Source organism: Amycolatopsis sp. NPDC033938 (genome assembly GCF_055575975.1).
The window spans coordinates 18,195-33,969 of record NZ_JBVIRO010000014.1 but is presented as its reverse complement, the minus strand read 5'-3'; the positions used below and the strand labels follow the sequence as shown (position 1 = coordinate 33,969).

Annotated in this window: 14 protein-coding genes; 5 read left to right on the top strand and 9 right to left on the bottom strand. The window is 67.9% G+C overall.

All coding sequences use genetic code 11. The annotated features are described in order from the left end of the window. Positions 1 to 227 precede the first annotated feature (227 nt). The 3 genes from ppk2 to ACZ5ZX_RS29275 are packed head-to-tail and all read right to left on the bottom strand — an operon-like array spanning position 228 to position 3,037. Positions 228 to 1,205: a polyphosphate kinase 2 gene (ppk2, locus tag ACZ5ZX_RS29285; protein WP_465505199.1), complete on the bottom strand. Its 978-nt coding sequence runs from the start codon at positions 1,203 to 1,205 to the stop codon at positions 228 to 230. Positions 1,206 to 1,256: 51 nt separating this feature from the next. Continuing rightward, a complete protein-coding gene (locus tag ACZ5ZX_RS29280; protein WP_465505198.1) occupies positions 1,257 to 2,159 on the bottom strand; it encodes a serine hydrolase in 903 nt (300 codons plus the stop codon). Continuing rightward, entirely contained in the window at positions 2,156 to 3,037 is an 882-nt protein-coding gene (locus ACZ5ZX_RS29275) for a LysR family transcriptional regulator (protein ID WP_465505197.1), read from the bottom strand. Before ACZ5ZX_RS29275 ends, ACZ5ZX_RS29280 begins: the two co-directional genes overlap by 4 nt. A gap of 158 nt (positions 3,038 to 3,195) precedes the next feature. On the opposite strand from ACZ5ZX_RS29275, the gene bla reads away from it, so the two are divergent. Continuing rightward, positions 3,196 to 4,050, top strand: a complete 855-nt coding sequence (bla, locus tag ACZ5ZX_RS29270) for a class A beta-lactamase (RefSeq protein WP_465505366.1) — start codon at positions 3,196 to 3,198, stop codon at positions 4,048 to 4,050. Positions 4,051 to 4,107: 57 nt separating this feature from the next. On the opposite strand, the gene ACZ5ZX_RS29265 is transcribed toward bla, so the two are convergent. Beyond that, positions 4,108 to 5,982: a Calx-beta domain-containing protein gene (locus tag ACZ5ZX_RS29265; RefSeq protein ID WP_465505196.1), complete on the bottom strand. Its 1,875-nt coding sequence runs from the start codon at positions 5,980 to 5,982 to the stop codon at positions 4,108 to 4,110. Positions 5,983 to 6,354: 372 nt separating this feature from the next. Further along, the gene (locus tag ACZ5ZX_RS29260) at positions 6,355 to 6,897 is read right to left on the bottom strand and encodes a hypothetical protein (RefSeq protein ID WP_465505195.1); all 543 of its coding nucleotides are present in this window, start codon (positions 6,895 to 6,897) and stop codon (positions 6,355 to 6,357) included. A gap of 213 nt (positions 6,898 to 7,110) precedes the next feature. Here ACZ5ZX_RS29260 and ACZ5ZX_RS29255 point away from each other — a divergent pair, with 213 nt between their 5' ends. Continuing rightward, the gene (locus ACZ5ZX_RS29255; protein ID WP_465505194.1) at positions 7,111 to 7,497 is read left to right on the top strand and encodes an ATP-binding protein; all 387 of its coding nucleotides are present in this window, start codon (positions 7,111 to 7,113) and stop codon (positions 7,495 to 7,497) included. A 31-nt stretch (positions 7,498 to 7,528) separates the two neighbouring features. Here the strand turns inward: ACZ5ZX_RS29255 and ACZ5ZX_RS29250 are convergent, their stop codons facing one another. The 3 genes from ACZ5ZX_RS29250 to ACZ5ZX_RS29240 form a co-directional block, all read right to left on the bottom strand. Further along, a complete protein-coding gene (locus ACZ5ZX_RS29250; protein WP_465505193.1) occupies positions 7,529 to 8,464 on the bottom strand; it encodes an alpha/beta hydrolase family protein in 936 nt (311 codons plus the stop codon). 76 nt (positions 8,465 to 8,540) lie between these two features. After that, the gene (locus ACZ5ZX_RS29245) at positions 8,541 to 9,320 is read right to left on the bottom strand and encodes an aminoglycoside adenylyltransferase domain-containing protein (RefSeq protein ID WP_465505192.1); all 780 of its coding nucleotides are present in this window, start codon (positions 9,318 to 9,320) and stop codon (positions 8,541 to 8,543) included. 93 nt (positions 9,321 to 9,413) lie between these two features. Further along, on the bottom strand, positions 9,414 to 13,109 hold the full coding sequence (locus ACZ5ZX_RS29240; RefSeq protein WP_465505191.1) for a CARDB domain-containing protein: 3,696 nt from the start codon (positions 13,107 to 13,109) through the stop codon (positions 9,414 to 9,416). Between the two features lie 348 nt (positions 13,110 to 13,457). Between ACZ5ZX_RS29240 and ACZ5ZX_RS29235 the strand changes: the two genes are divergently transcribed. Beyond that, positions 13,458 to 13,844: a hypothetical protein gene (locus ACZ5ZX_RS29235; protein WP_465505190.1), complete on the top strand. Its 387-nt coding sequence runs from the start codon at positions 13,458 to 13,460 to the stop codon at positions 13,842 to 13,844. A gap of 11 nt (positions 13,845 to 13,855) precedes the next feature. Here the strand turns inward: ACZ5ZX_RS29235 and ACZ5ZX_RS29230 are convergent, their stop codons facing one another. Continuing rightward, positions 13,856 to 14,308 carry a hypothetical protein gene (locus ACZ5ZX_RS29230; protein ID WP_465505189.1) on the bottom strand — a complete coding sequence of 151 codons (453 nt, stop codon included), beginning with the start codon at positions 14,306 to 14,308 and terminating at the stop codon, positions 13,856 to 13,858. Between the two features lie 208 nt (positions 14,309 to 14,516). Between ACZ5ZX_RS29230 and ACZ5ZX_RS29225 the strand changes: the two genes are divergently transcribed. Together ACZ5ZX_RS29225 and ACZ5ZX_RS29220 are read left to right on the top strand one after the other, a co-directional pair. Then, positions 14,517 to 14,720 (top strand): hypothetical protein, encoded by a 204-nt coding sequence (locus ACZ5ZX_RS29225; protein ID WP_465505188.1) that lies wholly within the window; start codon positions 14,517 to 14,519, stop codon positions 14,718 to 14,720. Between the two features lie 23 nt (positions 14,721 to 14,743). After that, positions 14,744 to 15,730 carry a helix-turn-helix transcriptional regulator gene (locus ACZ5ZX_RS29220; RefSeq protein ID WP_465505365.1) on the top strand — a complete coding sequence of 329 codons (987 nt, stop codon included), beginning with the start codon at positions 14,744 to 14,746 and terminating at the stop codon, positions 15,728 to 15,730. Positions 15,731 to 15,775 lie beyond the last annotated feature (45 nt).

The window sequence follows — 15,775 nt, the reverse complement described above, 5'->3', positions numbered from 1 at the left end:
CCGCGCCCGCGACCGGGGCCGTCACCAGGCCCGAGGCCAGGAAGGCGCCGTCGACCACGGCCACCGTGCCTCTCCGCGTCTTTCTCGTACTACTGATCACCATGATCCTTTCGACAGGAGCCCCCGACGTCCGTACGAGAAGTAAAGACAGCTGATCAGCGTTCCTACACGGCCCGGCGATGGCGGATACCCGACATGGCGGGATCTCGACACGGCAGCCGACGCGGTCACGGGTGCAGACCGGGACCGTGGTCGGGATCCGGCGACGGCGCGATCGGAGTCGGGCTGAGCGACGCTTCGTCCTCGCCCTCTTCCAAGAGGGTCGCCGCGGCGCCGACCACCTTCAGATCCGGCTCACCGACGACGTCCTCGTCCTTGTCCGCGTAGTCCACGCGGGCGAGCACACTGCGCATCGCCTCGATACGCGCCCTCTTCTTGTCGTTGCTCTTGACCACCGTCCACGGCGCGATCTTCGTGTCGGTGGCGCGGAACATCTTCACCTTCGCCTCGGTGTAGGCGTCCCAGCGGTCGAGCGACTTGACGTCGTTGGCGCTCAGTTTCCATTGGCGCACCGGGTCGACCTGCCGGATGAGGAACCGGGTCCGCTGCTCGGATTTCGACACCGAGAACCACAGTTTGACGAGGACGATCCCGTCGTCGACGAGCATCCGCTCGAACAGCGGCGCCTGCCGCATGAAGCGTTCGTACTGTTCGTCGGTGCAGTACCCCATCACCGGTTCGACGCCGGCGCGGTTGTACCAGGACCGGTCGAACAGCACGATCTCACCCTCGGTGGGCAGATGGTTCACGTAGCGCTGGAAATACCACTCGCCCCGCTCGCGTTCGGTGGGCTTGCTCAGCGCCACCACTCTCGCGCCCCGCGGGTCGAGGTGTTCGGTGAACCGCTTGATGGTGCCGCCCTTGCCCGCCGCGTCCCGGCCCTCGAACAGGATGACCATGCGGCCGCCGGTGTCCTTGATCCAGTACTGCAGTTTCAGCAGTTCGATCTGCAGCAACCGCTTCACCACGTCGTATTCGGCGCGCGGCATGCGCGTGGAATACGGGTAGTTCTCCCGCCAGGTGTCGATGGGGGAACCGTCCGGGCGGAGCAGAACCGGGTCGTCGGCGTCGTCGTAGTCGACGACGAGACGCTGGTCCCGCAATTCGGGGAAGTGCGCGGCGAGATCAGGTGATGGGTCGAGCACGTGCGAGGGATACCCGTGATGATCCTTCCGCAAACGCCCGGGGAGGGCCCCTCACCCGCCACGCAGCTGATCGCGCAGCGCCCGCGCCACGCGGGCCATCAGCACTTCGGCCTCCGGTTGGATCGCCGCGGGGACCCGGGATTCGGTGAGCGCGGCGATCGCGAAGACCCCGCCGTCGGCGTGTTCGACGACGCCGACCTCGTGCCGCAGGTTGAGCAGTGTCCCCGTTTTCGACGACCACTTCGTGGCATCGGAGACGAAGTCGGGACTCAGCCGCTGGCGCAACAGGTTGAGCCCCATCAGCTCGCGCACCCTCGCCGCCACTGATTCGTCTACTTTGGACGGTGTCCACAATGCTTCCAGCAGACGGACGAAAGCTCGCGCCGAACCCGAACTCGCACGCGTGATGTCGAGCTGGGGAACGGGATGTCCTTGCCCCGCGGTGCCCGCGGTGATGGCGAGCGCGTGCGCGAGGTGGACGTCCTCGGGGCCGAAGCGTTCCGCGGGGGTGTCGCTCAGGTCCGCCGCCGGATGCCGTGCGGAAATCCCGGGTACACCCCATTCTCGCGTCATCCTGGTGACCTCGGACGGCGGCGTCAGCGAGAAGAGCGCGTCGGCCGCGGTTTCGTCGCTGATGGCCATGGTGAGGTAGAGCAGGTCTTCGATCGCCACCCTCGCCGGATGCCGGAACCGGGTCAGCCCGGTCGGGCCCGGGGTGGTGGCCCGGCCGGGCTGGACCTCGATCGGCGCCGAACCGTCCAGTTCGCCCCGCCGGATCCGTTCCAAGGTCGCCGCGGCGAGCGGGATCTTCACCAAGGAGGCACACGGGAACTCCAGGTCGGGATCGATGCCGATCTCGGATCCGGTCCGCAGGTCCCGTACCAGGAAGGAGCCTCGCAGACCGCCGTCGGCCAGTTCCGCGCGCAACCGCGGGAGCAGCGATTCCGTGTTCATGTGGTCTCCTCCGCGCCGAGACACCGGGCGATGTCCGGCCACAAGCGTGCACGGAGCCGCTGCGCGTCCTCGCCGAGCCCCGCGGTGATGTCGTAGCCGCGAACGAGCCGGATCTCGCCGATGGGCCGCCAGGCCAAGCCGAGTTCGGTGGCCTGCGCCGTCGAACACAGCAGCAGATCGGCCGAACCGAATACGGCCGCCGCGGCCGCGGTGAGCGAATCGGCGACGGTGACCTGCGCCGGCCGCAGTCCCACGGAATCGCGGACGCGGAACAGGCGGTCGCGCAGATGCGGGACGTCGTCCTCGGGCTGGATCCAGACCCGGCGAGGCGTCCGGCCCGACCGGCCCACCCGCAACGTTTCCAGGTGCAGCGGCCCCGGCCGCGACCCGCCAGTACCGGCCAGGCCCAGCGTGACCTTCCAGGCGCCCTCTTCCCCCGGGACGGTCGTGAGAGCCGCGCGGACCTCTTGGGTGCGCACGAGTTCGGCTCGTTCCCGTGGCGGGGCCTGCCGGAACTCCAGGAAGACGTCCAGTGCCCGTGCCGCCGCGTCGAGTTCGGCGAGCTCGCGGGTGGTGCAGATCTCCGGCATCGCGACCCGCGTCGGCCGCAGTTTGGCGCGCTGCGCGTCGTGCTCCATGGCGTCGGCCAGGGTCACCAGGCGTTTCGCCGACGGCAGCATGTCCCGGCCGAACGGGGTGAGCAGGGCGCGGCGGGTGGTGCGGTCGAACAGCCGCTCGCCGAAATGCCGTTCCAGCGCGGCGATCCGGCGGCTCGCCACCGGCTGGGGAATGCGGGCGAGCGCGGCTCCCGCGGTGAAGCTCCCGGCTTCACTCACGCTCACGAACGCCCGGCAGCCACCGATCAGGTCCACGACCACATAGTATGCCTGAATCGCATGGAACAGCTCATTCATGTCTTGGACAGCATGAGCGGCGCTCGCCAGACTGCGGACATCGAACGATCTTGAAAGGAATCACGGTGTCCGTCTCTTCTCGCCGCCTGCTCGGCCGGGTGGCTCTTCTGGCGCTCTCGGTCGTGTCCCTCGCCGCGTGTTCCACGCCCGCTCCCGCACAGCCACCTGCCGCCTCCTCGGCCACCGCCACCGTCGTAACGGACGGCCGTGCCGACTTCGAGCGGCTCGAACACACCTTCGGCGCCCGGCTCGGGGTGTACGCGGTGGACACCGCGACCGGCCGCGAGGTCGCCTACCGCGCCGACGAGCGGTTCGCCTACGCCTCGACGCACAAGGTGTTCACCGCCGGCGGTGTCCTGCAGCGGACGCCCGTCGCCGAACTGGACCGGACGGTGACCTACAGCCGGCAGGACCTGGTCGCGAACTCGCCGATCACGGAGAAGCACGTCGGGACCGGCATGCCGCTGCGCGCGGTCATGGACGCCACCCTTCGCTACAGCGACAACACCGGCGGCAATCTGCTCTTCCGCGAACTCGGCGGTCCCGCGGGCCTCACCTCGGTACTGCGCGGGATCGGCGACACCACGACCCACGCCGACCGGATCGAAACCGAACTCAACGACACCGCTCCGGGCGACATCCGGGACACCAGCACGCCTCGCGCCCTCGCCGTGAGCTTGCGCGCCTTCACACTCGGCGACGAGCTCCCCGAGGACAAGCGAAAGATCCTCGTCGACATCATGCGTGCCAACACCACCGGGGACGCGAACATCCGCGCGGGGGTCCCGGGCTGGCCCGTCGCCGACAAGACCGGGACGGCGAGCTACGGCACGCGCAACGACATCGCCGTCGTCTGGCCGCCGAACCGGGCGCCGATCGTCCTCTCCGTACTGACCGACCGGTCCACAAAGGACGCCAAGATCGACAACGCGCTGCTCGCGCAGGCCACTGTGGCGACCGTCGAACTGCTCCCCTGACCCCCGTGGCGGACCGGGCGGACAGGAGAGACCTGTCCGCCCGGCCGGTTCATCCCGTCAGCGCCGGCAGGGGTTGCCCGCCGGATGCGCGGCGGTGCCGTGCACGTCGGCCTGGGACTCCGCGAGCACGATCTTCGCGAGCGCGGTGTCCAAGGCGACCGCCTGCTGTTTCACGACGCCGTTCGACACGGTCTGGCCGTTGAGCTTCAGCGAGCCGATGACCAGCGGGATGGTCAGCGGTTCCGAGCCCACCGTGACCGCCGAACCGTTGATCTTCAGCGACGCGACATGCGAACTGCCTGCCAGTACCGGGGCGAGACCGCCCGGCGCGGGCTGACAGGTCGCGGTGGCCTGCGACTGGATCACGCCGAGTTCGATGGTCAGCCCGACCGTGCTGATCACCGTCTTGTCGATCCTGGCCGCGGCCAGCGCGCGGTCGCCCGCGGCGGGGGCCACCGACTGGTCGTCCGGCGTGAGATCGGTCGACGCGGTCAGCACCTGGGTGTCCACCTTGATCAGACCGGCGTTGAGCGTCGCGGCGGCCACGGTGCTCACGTCGTCGGCACACGGCAGATTCGCCGGGTTGGCCCGCGCCGCGGTCACGCCGAGAACGTTCGCCGCGGTACCCGTGCAGGAAAAGACGCCGTCACGGTCGTCGTCGACGATCGTGCCGACACCGACCGGATCGACGAGCCCGGCACCCGACGGGGCCGAGAGGTTCACCGTGAACGTCTCGTTCGGTTCGTCGACGGTGTCCGGGTTGATCAGGACGGTCACCGGTTTGACCGTCTCGCCGGGCGCGAACGTCACGGTGCCGCTCGCGTTCGCGTAGTCGGCGGGCGCGGTCGCGGTGCCGTTGGCGGTCGCGTACTGGACGGTCACCGGATTCGGGGCAGGGCCACCGAGCAGTGACACCGTGAAGGTCGCCGGGACCGGCGCGCCGCCTGAACCTTCGTCGACCGTCACGTCGTCGATGCTCAAGCCGAGCACGCGCACGGTCGTGGTCTCGAGATACCCCAGGGAGACACCGTCGACCTGATAATCGACGACACAGTGGTAGGTGCCGGGAGCGGCCCCGGCCGACGCGGTGATCGTCTCGGTGAACTGGGCGACGCCGCCGCTGGTCACCTTGACGCTGCCCGGGTCGTTGGTGACCGTGAGCTGCGGGTCGCAGCTGGTCACCTTGGGGGTCACCGTGACCTCGATGGATTTGATGCCGTCCAAAATGGCTTGGGAGACCTGACCGGCGGGGACGTTGTTCAGCAGGACCCCACCGGTGGCCGAGGTGATGGCGGTGGCCTGTCCGGTGGCGTCGAGTGCCCCGACGTTCACGGCGACGACGCGGATCTTCGCCGCTTGAAGCGCCGCGATGGTCTGTGCCAGGGTGTGCCCGCCGCTCGGATCGTGCGACGGCGCGTCGCCGAACCACGCGACGATGCGGGTGCCGTCCGGCCGGAAGGAGACGGCTCCGGTGGCCAGCTGATAGAGGGCGTTCAGGTTGGCTTCCGGCGTATCCCCGCCGCCTGAGGCCACCCACTGGTTGATTCCCGACTGGACCGCGGTGGTGTCGCCGGTGATGCCCTGGTTGACCTTGAACGGCACCGAGTCGGTGAAGTCCTTGTATTCGGCGACACCGAACTGCGCGGTCGGCTGCGCGGCCAGCACGTCGCCGGTGATGGCACTGGCGTTGGATCGCACGTTGCCGATCGGCCCGCCCATACTGCCGGTGGTGTCCGCGAGCAGGACGAGATCGGGGTTCGGCGGCACCGCCGAGGTCGTCACGTTCTTGGTCACGGTCGTGCTCTGCCCCGCGGCGAGGGTGAGGTCGACCGTGGCGGGGTCGACACCCGGCGGTGCCGCGGCGGCGACCGCGGTGGACACGAGCGTCGCCGTGACGGCGGTCAGGACGACGAGCAGTGGTCTTCGCGACATGGACTTCCCTTTCGAGACCCGGCCACAGCCGGAATTCTGTGGGTTGCCTGAGAAAGACGGAAAAATTTCTTCTTTCGTTAGCGCGAGAGCCGGACATCACCCGGAGTGCCCCGCGCCGATGCTCTCAACGGGTTGTTACCGCGAATCCGGGCTACTCGGACCACGTCCGCAGTGCGCCGTTCCACCGAAAGACCTTCGGCACTTCTCACTCTTCAGCATGAGAAGTGCCGAAGGTGCCGGCGGTCTCCGTGATCACTTCGCCGGGCGAAACCCGGATCCCACCGATGTTGTCAGTGAATCTTCACCGAATGGCGCAGCGCCGGCCGGCGGCCGATACCGCGACGAGACATCAGGCTCGGCCGGGAGACCCGCTCAGTAGGCACATTGGATGATCGCGTCGTCCAGGCGGACGTACTTCGCCGGGCCGCCGTTGTTGCCGTAGATCGGCTGGAGATAGACGGTGCCCACCCCGTTCAGGTTGAGGTTGGGCAAGGTGATGAGCTGATAGCCCGCCCAGTCCTCGATCCACTTCACCGTCTGGGAGATCTTCCGCCAGCCGTTGGGATCCCAGATCTCCAGCCCGATGTTCGCCCCGCCACCGACCGGGTCGGCGTAGATGGCGGCGGCGCAGTTCGAGCGATTCGACGGGAAGCTGCTCAGCGACTTGGGAGCCCGCATCGCCGACCAGCCGTTGTCCGCGAAGAGCCAGCCGTTGTTGTTGCCGGTCCGCGCCACTCCCATCCCGATGTCGAACCAGGAATGCCCGTCACCGCCCTGAATTTCGCGTTCCCAGGTACCGAAGGGATTCGATTCGTACCCATCGGACCATTGCACGATCCCGGCGTGCGCCGTACCCGCGACTCCCAAGAGCGCCAGCGAAAGCACCGTCAGTACGGCCGATATTTTTCTGAACACGAGTGTTCCCCCTCGTCGCGCGGAATGAACCCCGTCAGAGGACCAGGATCAGCACAGCGACCGCAACGTACCTTCGCGCGCACAATCGACTGCCTCGAAGTACCCCAGCGAGATCGACGGGCCGCGCCACCGCGAGCATCCCTGAGCCGGCCTCGAGTGTGAACGCCGCCCTCCTTGGGTATCCCAGCGGGGAACCCCACTAAGGAGACACGCGTGGGAACAAAGAACGCCTGGGAATTCCTCAGCGGCGGGTCCCCTCCGCTGGGGAAGATCCGGGCCTGGCTGCGAGGCCTGCTCGGCGACCTCGGACGCACCATCGTGGCGGACACCGAACTGCTGACCACGGAACTGGTCACCAACGCGCACGAGCACGCGGACGGCGTCGCCAGGTTGAGAGTGTCCGTCCCCGCAGGCCGCCACGTGGTCCGCGTCGAAGTCGACGACCGCTGCCCCCGGCTGAAGCCGCACCGTGTCGAGAAGCGTGATCCCACGAGCCCGCACGGGCGAGGGCTGGCGCTGGTCGAGGAGATCAGCGCCCAGTGGGGCGTGCGCACCGGCGCCGGGGTCAAAACGGTGTGGGCGGAGATCCCCGTGCCCTGACACGGCTCCGGGCACGGTCCCTGGGAGGGACCTACTTGACTTCCTTGGCTTCGACCCGTCCGCTGGTCAGCTCATCGCACGCCTGCCGCCAGGCCGGATCTCCCGGATAGAACTCGCTGCGCAGATAAGCCGAGGTCAGCCGTGCCACCGTGGCGACTCTTTCCGGATTCTCGTCCGTGGTCTCGGCGACGTCGAAACCCGAGATCCCGCCGAGCCCGTGCTCCGCGTCGAACAGGGTGAGCAGGGTCTTCCGCCCCGGCGAAAGGAAATACGGATCGGCGTGCCACTCCGGACCGCGGACCGTCAGGTGAGTGGAGGCGTCCTTGTCACCGGCGACCACGAGCGCGGGGGTCGCCATCGCGGAGAAGTCCGTGCTGAGGAAGAAGGAATAGTTCTCCGCCACGAACTCGGTGACGGCGTCACCACCCCGGCCGGGCGCGGCGAGCAGCACCCCGGCGGAAATACGCGGCTCGGCGAGGTTCACCTCCGTTCCGGTATGGGGATCGGTGTACCGCGCACCCAGCAGCAGGCTCGCGGTATGTCCGCCCATCGAATGCCCGGCCACGGCGATTTTGCCCCGGTCCAGGCGTCCGCGAAGCTGCGGGACGGCGGCTTCGATCTCGTCGAGCCGGTCGAGGATGCGGATCATGTCCTCGGCGCGGGACCGGTGGTACATCGGCGCTTCGGGGTCGTCGGAGTCCAGGTTCAGCGTCCTCGAACTCAGATGCGTGGGCTGAAGGACGACGAACCCTTGCGCTGCCCAGAAATTCACGAGCGGGGCGTAGCCGTTCAGCGACGAGAGATGGTTGGAGTAACCCTGGCCGTGTGACAACAGGATGATCGGCAACTCGTCCCCGCTCATCGGCGCGGACACCCGGACCTGCAGGTCCACGGCACGGTCCGGGGTGGGCAGCACCACCGGGCCGACCGACAGGACAGGGGTGGGCGCGAGGGTCGGAATGCTCATGACGTGTCTTTTCCCTTGGATCGGCGAACTAAGCGGAGCGCTGTTCCACAAACATACGGAGCAGTGTTCCGCTTTGTCAAATGCCGTTCGCCCTGCCCGCGAGAAGGTGCGCGAGCGCGACCACCCGTGACGTCTGACCCGTCCAGTCGTCAGGACCCGCACCGAGATAACCCGACCGCGCCCGCTCCAGCAGCTCGCGATCGGTGCCCTTGAGCGTCGGCGCGACAGCGTCCGCCGCGGCGTCCTTCGAAACGACCCTGCCGGTTTCCAAGGTCACCAGGACGCGGGCGAGGGTGAGCAAGACGTTGCGTTCGTCGCCTTCGATCTCTTCCAGAAGACCCGGGACGACGGCACGGACGGCGTGCCGGAGCAGCTCGGGCGGGACAGCGTCGAGCACGTCGGCCAGCGCGGGACCTCGCAGGACCCGGTGCGCCGTCCGCGCCGTGGCCGCGAGGATGACGACGTCGGGATCCTCGGCAGGCTGAGGAAGGTGACCGGCCGCGAAGTCTTCGCGTAGCCACTCCCCGTACTGGAAGTCTCGCCGGGGCGAGGCGCTCCACGGCCGGATGTCGGCGGCGACGAGACCGGTCAGCTCGATCGGGCGGCCGTGCGCGGCCTCGGGAAACCGCGCGGCGTGGCCACGCCACCCCGAAAGGCGCGACAGCTCCGAGACCAGCGCCGACCGTTCCGGCGTGGTGAGCGAACGGCGGGTGATCAGCAGGAGATCGAGGTCGCTGTCCGGCTGGAGAGCCCCAGCGGCGGCGGAGCCGTAGAGATACAACCCGATGACTTCACCGGGATCCACTTCGTCGATGTGGTTCGAGATGCGCGCGAGGAGCGCGTCGGGAAACGCCATGCCTCCACGATCACATGGCTCGGCGCCGACTGCCCCGAGGGAAACGGTCTGGGGCCGCGGTGTCCGTCACCTCGGCCCCAGACCGCGTCCGGGCTACCTCGTGCCGCGGCGGCCCGAAGAGACCACCGCCGGTACCGGTCCTCCGTTGATCACGAACTGCGAACCCGGTTCGCGGACGACGTCGCCGTTCGCGGAGCCGCTGATCGTCACGTTCGTCAGCGTCGCGCTGCCGCGGGCGCCGCTCATCGCGAGGAGGCCGGCCCCGTTGTTCGACTTGTCGATCTTGACGTTCGCCAGTGCCGCGGTCACCACGCCGCCACCCGTCTTGAACTGGACACCGTCGTAGGTCGAGTCGTGGATTTCGGTGTCCCGCAGCGTGACCCCGGGAATGTCCTTGCCCTGCGCGAAGAACGTGATCGCACCGAACTCCTGCTGCTCGCCCCAGAACACACCGCCACAGCGGTACAGGGCGTTGTTCGCGATGAGCGTCTGCCCGGAGAACGGCAGCGGATCGTGATCCGTCGCCAGCATGATGCCCGGGTAGTTCATCGTGTCGTGGACGACGTTGTTCTCGATCTTGTTGCCGTATCCGCCGTAGATCGCGATCCCGTTGGCACGCCACGGAAGCTGGATCGTGTTGTTGGCGAACACGTTGTCGTGCGCGATGTCCTGAGACGGGTCCTTCACGTACTGGTTCGCCCACACCGCCAGCGAGTCGTCACCGGTGGTGCGGAACGACGAGTTGAACACCTTCGAGTTCCGCGTGCCGTTGGTGAAGTTGATGCCGTCGGCGTAGGTGTCGCGGATGCGCATGCCGCTGAACTCCAGGCCGTCGGCCGGTCCCCACAGCGCCGGGATGTTGGCGTAGTCCCGGCCGACCCACACCCCGACGTTCGCGTGCTCGATCCACACGTTCGAGATCTTCGTGCCGGTGCCGAACCGGCCGTTGAGACCGACGCCGCCTTCCGCTCCGCCGTCCCCGCCCCGGATCCGGCCGGAACCGAAGATGGCGATGTCGGAGATCCGGGTGTTCTTGTCGATGTCGAATCCGAAGTTGCCCTCGTGCGGATGGTTGATGCCGCCCGCGTTCTGCGGCTCGATCTGCGAGTACAGCTGCGAATGCCACATACCGGCACCGCGGATCGTCACATTGGAGATGCCGATCTGGTTGTACTGGCCGCCGCCGTTGGGCACGTTCGGATCGTCGGTCAGGATCTTCTTCTCCTGCCGCCACTGGCCTGCCGGGATCCAGACGCAGGCGATGACGCCGTTCTGGTCGTCGGTGACCGCGCGCTGGATCGCCGCCGAGTCGTCGTTCCCGTCGTTCGGCACCGCGCCGTACTCCGTGATCGACACGCAGTTCGACGGCTTCTCCGAGGCCGGGGCGACCTGCTCCAGATCGACGAGGTCGACGATGTAGAACGCCGCGTTGTCCCCGTTGTCGCGCTGCAGCTTGAACTTCGTGCCCGGCGGGTACGACCGGGACAGCAGCGCGTGCGACTCGTCGAACAACCGTCGCGCGTTGGCCTGCGGCGTGTTCGTCAGCCCCTCGGGGTCATCGGTGCTGCCGTAGAGCCAGCTGTGCTTCGAGGACAACGTCAGCTTCTGCGCGAAGGTGCCGTTGACGTACAGGCTGAGTGTCGCGTCCTGTCCCCCGCCGCCCGGGGCGTCGGGGATGGAGTTGCGCACCACGATCGAGTTCGCCTGGTTCGCCGAGGTGAACTCCACGTACTGCCCCTGGTTCGCCAGGCGGACGGACTTGCGGCCGGAGGACTCGGTCGCGAAGTTCGTGTGCCCGAACGTCCTCAGCCGGTCGGCTTCCAGCAATTCTCCTTGGTACTGCGCGGATTCCGCTTCGTATTCGACGTACGGCACCGCCGCGCCGCGGCCGGCCACGATCGCCAGCGAGAGCCCGTTGTTGGACTCGTTGGTCTCCGTGACCGTGCCGGTCGCGTCGGCCGTCGCGGTCAGGGTCGCGCCGCCGCTGGTCGCGGTCCACGTGCCCGAGATCGCGACGTTCGCCGTGGCACCCGCCGCGATCGCGGCGGTGGCACCGGTCAGCGTGGTACTTCCGACGGTCAGCCGGGTCACCGAGGAGCCCGCTTCGCTCGTGCCGCGGTTGTGCACCGCCACGGTGAACGAGACCGCCGCGCCGACCGCCGGGTTCGGCGGGTTCGACGTGACGCCGGTGACCTCGAGATCCGGACCGGGCGACTGCGCGATCACCAGCGGAGCCGGGGAGGTGAAGGTGTTGTTGGTGTCGTTCTGTTCGGCCACCTTGTCGGCGGGGTCGACGGTGGCGGCCACCGGATAGCTACCCTGCGGCCGGGTTCCCGCGCTCACGGTCACCGTGGTGGACGCGCCGGCGGCGAGTGCCCCGACCTCCGCGTCGCCGACGACGGTGCCGCCGAGGCTGACGTTCACGGTCGTCGCGCCCGCGTTCGCGGTGCCGTTGTTCTTCACCGTCGCCGAAACCGACAGCAGGCTGGTCTCCGTCGGGTTCTCCGGGGTCCAGGTCGTCCCGGTGACGACGAGGTCCGGGTTCGGTGCCGGGGTGCCGATCACCTGGAACTCCGCGACCTGTCCGCCAGGAGCGCCGGAGTTGGCGAAGAACCGCAGGCGCACGTCCGACGCGCGGCCGCTGACCGGGATGGTCACCGTATTCTGGTTGGTGGCCGGGTCGAAGCGGTGCTCCGCCCGCGCCGACAGGGTGGTGAACGCGGTGGCGCCCTCTGCACGGCCGAGTATCTCGAAGTCCTGCGTCCGCGCTCCCCAGATCGGGTCCGGGTTGAGGTTCACCACGACCGAATCGACGTCCGCGTCGGTCCCGAGCTTCACCGTCAGCGAGTTCGGATAGCCCGCGGCGGATTCCCAGTACGTGGCGGTGTTGTTGTCGTTGGCGTTGGCGGCGACGAACGAGTGGACCACCGACGTGGCCTCGATCGGCTTGCCGGCGGCCAGGTTCGCGCCCGCCGTGGTCCCGGAGCGCACGACGTGGTTGCTGTCGGCGGATTCGTTGCCCGCCGCGTCCTTGGCCCGCACGAAGTATTCGACCCGCGTCCCCGTGGGCCTGGCCTCCGTGAACGTGGTGCCGGTGAGCGTGCCGGCCGGAGTGCCGTCCCGGTAGACGGTGTAACCGGCGACGCCGACATTGTCGGTCGAGGCCGACCAGGTCAGCCGGATCTGGCCGGCGGCGGGTTCGGTGAGCGCGAGGTTCGTCGGCGCGCTGGGTGCCTGCGTGTCGCCGGTGTCGGGCCCGTACAACTCGAACTCCGCAAGCTGTGCGGCGGGCCAACGCGTGTTCGCGGTGATCTGCAGCCGTACGTAGCGTGCTGACGCTGTCATCGGGATGGTGACGGTGTTGACGCCGGGGGTGAACGCGTAGTCGGCAGACCCGCCGAGGTCGGTGAACGCCGTGCCGTCGGCGCTTCCGCGCACGGTCAGCGTCTGTGTCCGGGATTCCCAGGCCGACGGGAGTTTCAGCACGATCCGCGAGAGCGATTTGGCCGCCCCGAGGTCGGCCTGTATCCACTGCGGGAACGCGTTGTTGGCGGATTCCCAGTAACTGTCCTGATTTCCGTCGACCGCGTTCGCGACGGGATAGCCGGGCAGCGCGCTGCTCGCCGACACCGTCCGGGTCAACGGCACCTCCGCGAGCGCGGCCGGTCCGGGTGGGGCGGCTGGATCCGGCGGTGGGCCGCTCGCCGCCGAAGCGAGGGAGAGTCCGGCGACGGAAAGCCCCGTGACCAGGAAACCGGCGATGAGCCGGGACAGGCGCATACGTGTCATGGCGTCTTCTCTTCTTTGAGACAGCGGGGAGGGAGCCAGAGCCGTACGAGCATGCAACAACCCGGAGACAAAATGCAAGAAGTTGACATGTTTCAGAAATTTTGCGACTTCCAGACGAGCCGAGTGACCGCCCTTCGCAACGGAAGGAGGTCCGCTACTTGCCGCCCGCGCCGGGAACCGTCAGAGTGATCACAGGAACTGCCGCCGCTTTATCAACTCAGGTTACAAACGTGCACTGAGTACTTTTCAAATCAGAACTATGCCAGCTCAACGGCTGTTTCGTATTCCGCATTACGGGAGTACGGGCGTACACTCAAGCGCAAGTAAGCCGCGTGGAGGTCGATCCTGATGGACGTGACGAAAGCCCTGAAGTCCGCACTCGGCGGGACGACGACCGAGTCGAGGCATGCCGTCCGCGAGTTGCGGCGGGAAACCGAGGATCTCGTGGCCCGCCGGGCGGGCAGGACCGCGAACCGGCTGACCGAACTGGGCGGTCGACTCGCCGATCTGGTCCTGCTCTCCGGGGGCAGGCTCGCGGGTTTCGCGGATCGGCACAGCAAGCCCATGGGCGAGGGTGTGCGCCGCGAAGCGGGCCGGATCGGCGATTCGGTGGAGCGCTTGTCCGTGACCCTGTCGGACCGCGCCATCCTCATCGCCGAGGAATTGATCGACCCCAAACCGGCCACCCGGGCCCGGGTCGTGAAACGGCTGCCCGGGAAAAGCCGCCACCGATGACGCCGTAGGGCCTATGCGGCTCGCCTGTTGGCCTCGCAACGTTTGAACAGGTAATAGCCGACGACTTCGCCCTTGATCGCGACGTTCTGCCCCGAGGACATGAACTTGTCTCGGCTTTCCTGTCCCTGCTCAACGAAGACGAAGGAACCGTTGGCCAGGTCCCATCCTTCACGGCAGACGGAATTGAGCACGTCCACGGGGTCGGTCGCGCGCTGGGTCGTCGTTCCGCCGACCATCGCGACGATGACGGCTTTTTGGTTCATCACATCGATGGAGAACTGGAAGAGGTGGTCACCGCTCTCGTACGCCGCTCGGGCACGCCCGGCGGGAGAACGTTCGAACGCCTGCCGTTCCTTCTCCGCCTGCTGCTGACGCTTGCGCTCGTCCGCGGCACGGCGCAACCGTTCCTTTTCCGCGAGTTCGGCGGCGATCTGTTCGGATGACTTCTTCTTGAGCAGCGCCACTCTTCCTCCGCAATCCGGTGATCACCCCGGTCCAGCCCGTCTCTCTGAAGTCGTTCCCCACGGTTCGCGGGTTACAGGTCACCGATCTCGATTCCGTGACACAGCGGTGCCATCGACACCTTCGTGCCGACCGGCCGAGTGCCTTGCCGCCCCACGCCGCGTTCTCCCGTCTTTAGTCGCTATCAGCGGCCGCATCCGCTTGCCTAGCATGGGAAAACCGGCAGCGGATCCCGCCGGGCACCCCTTGGCGATCCGCCGTGGCCATGAGCGCCGCGACCCATCGCTTTCCCAGTCCCCGCAGTGGAAGGCACCCATGCTCGTCCGAGGACTCCTCACCTCATTGCCACTCACGACGGCGATGACCGGCATCGCGGCGGACCGCACCTGGATCCGCGACGCCTCGGGCGGTTAGCTTCGGTGAACGAGTCGAGAGTGATGCCCCTGGACGGGCTCGGCGCGCAACTCATCAGGCTGGGCCTCGGCGAGACCGCCGCCGGGGTCTACGGCCGGATGCTCGAAAGCGCGCCGGTGACCGCCGGGGAGCTGGTGCCGGGGCATGGCGACGCGGAGACCGTCCGTAAGGCACTGAAAGAACTGGCGAACGCCGGACTGGCGGTGTCGTCCGGAGTGGACGAAGCCGAGTTCCTCCCCGCGAATCCCGGTGAGGCGCTCGCCGCGTTGACCACGCGACGGCAGGCCGAACTGCACGACGCTCGCCTCGCGGTCCAGACCGCGTACCGCGCTTTCCGGCGGGCTCATTCGGGGATGCCACACGTTCAGGACCTGCTCGAAGTGGTCACCGGCGACGCCATCATCCCGCGCCTTCAGCATCTCGCGACCACGGTGCGGCACCAGGTGCGCCGTCTCGATTCCCCGCCCTACTTCACCGGCGGCCACCGGAATCTCTTGGAAGAGGAACAGCTGCGGCGCGGGATCGGCTACCGCTGTGTCTACAGTGGAGCGTCCTTGGGCGATCCCGGCTACCTCGCCGAAAACATCTTGCCCTGCCTGCGGGCCGGCGAGCAGGCCCGGCTCCTGCCCGAGCTTCCGGTGAAATTGACGCTTTTCGACGACCGGGCGGCCACCATCGCGCTGACCATCCGGGAGGCCGACCGGAACCAGTCCATCGTCATCGTGCGCCCATGCAGCCTCTTCTCCGCGCTGGAGGGGCTGTTCGAAACCTCCTGGGCCGCGGCACTCCCCCTCGACCAGCGAGGACATGCGGCCGAGCAGCCGATCCGGCCGATCGAACGAGAACTGCTGCTCCTGCTCGCCGCCGGGCGCAAGGACGACGAGATCGCCGCCGAACTCGGTGTCAGCAGACGCACCCTGTTCCGCTACCTCGAAACGCTTATGGACCGCGCCGGGGTTTCCAGCCGGTTCCAGCTGGGGGTCTTCGCCGCGCACAACGGCTGGCTCTGACTTCCAGCGCGACCGGGTTGCGTTTGTGTGGCACATCACACTCTC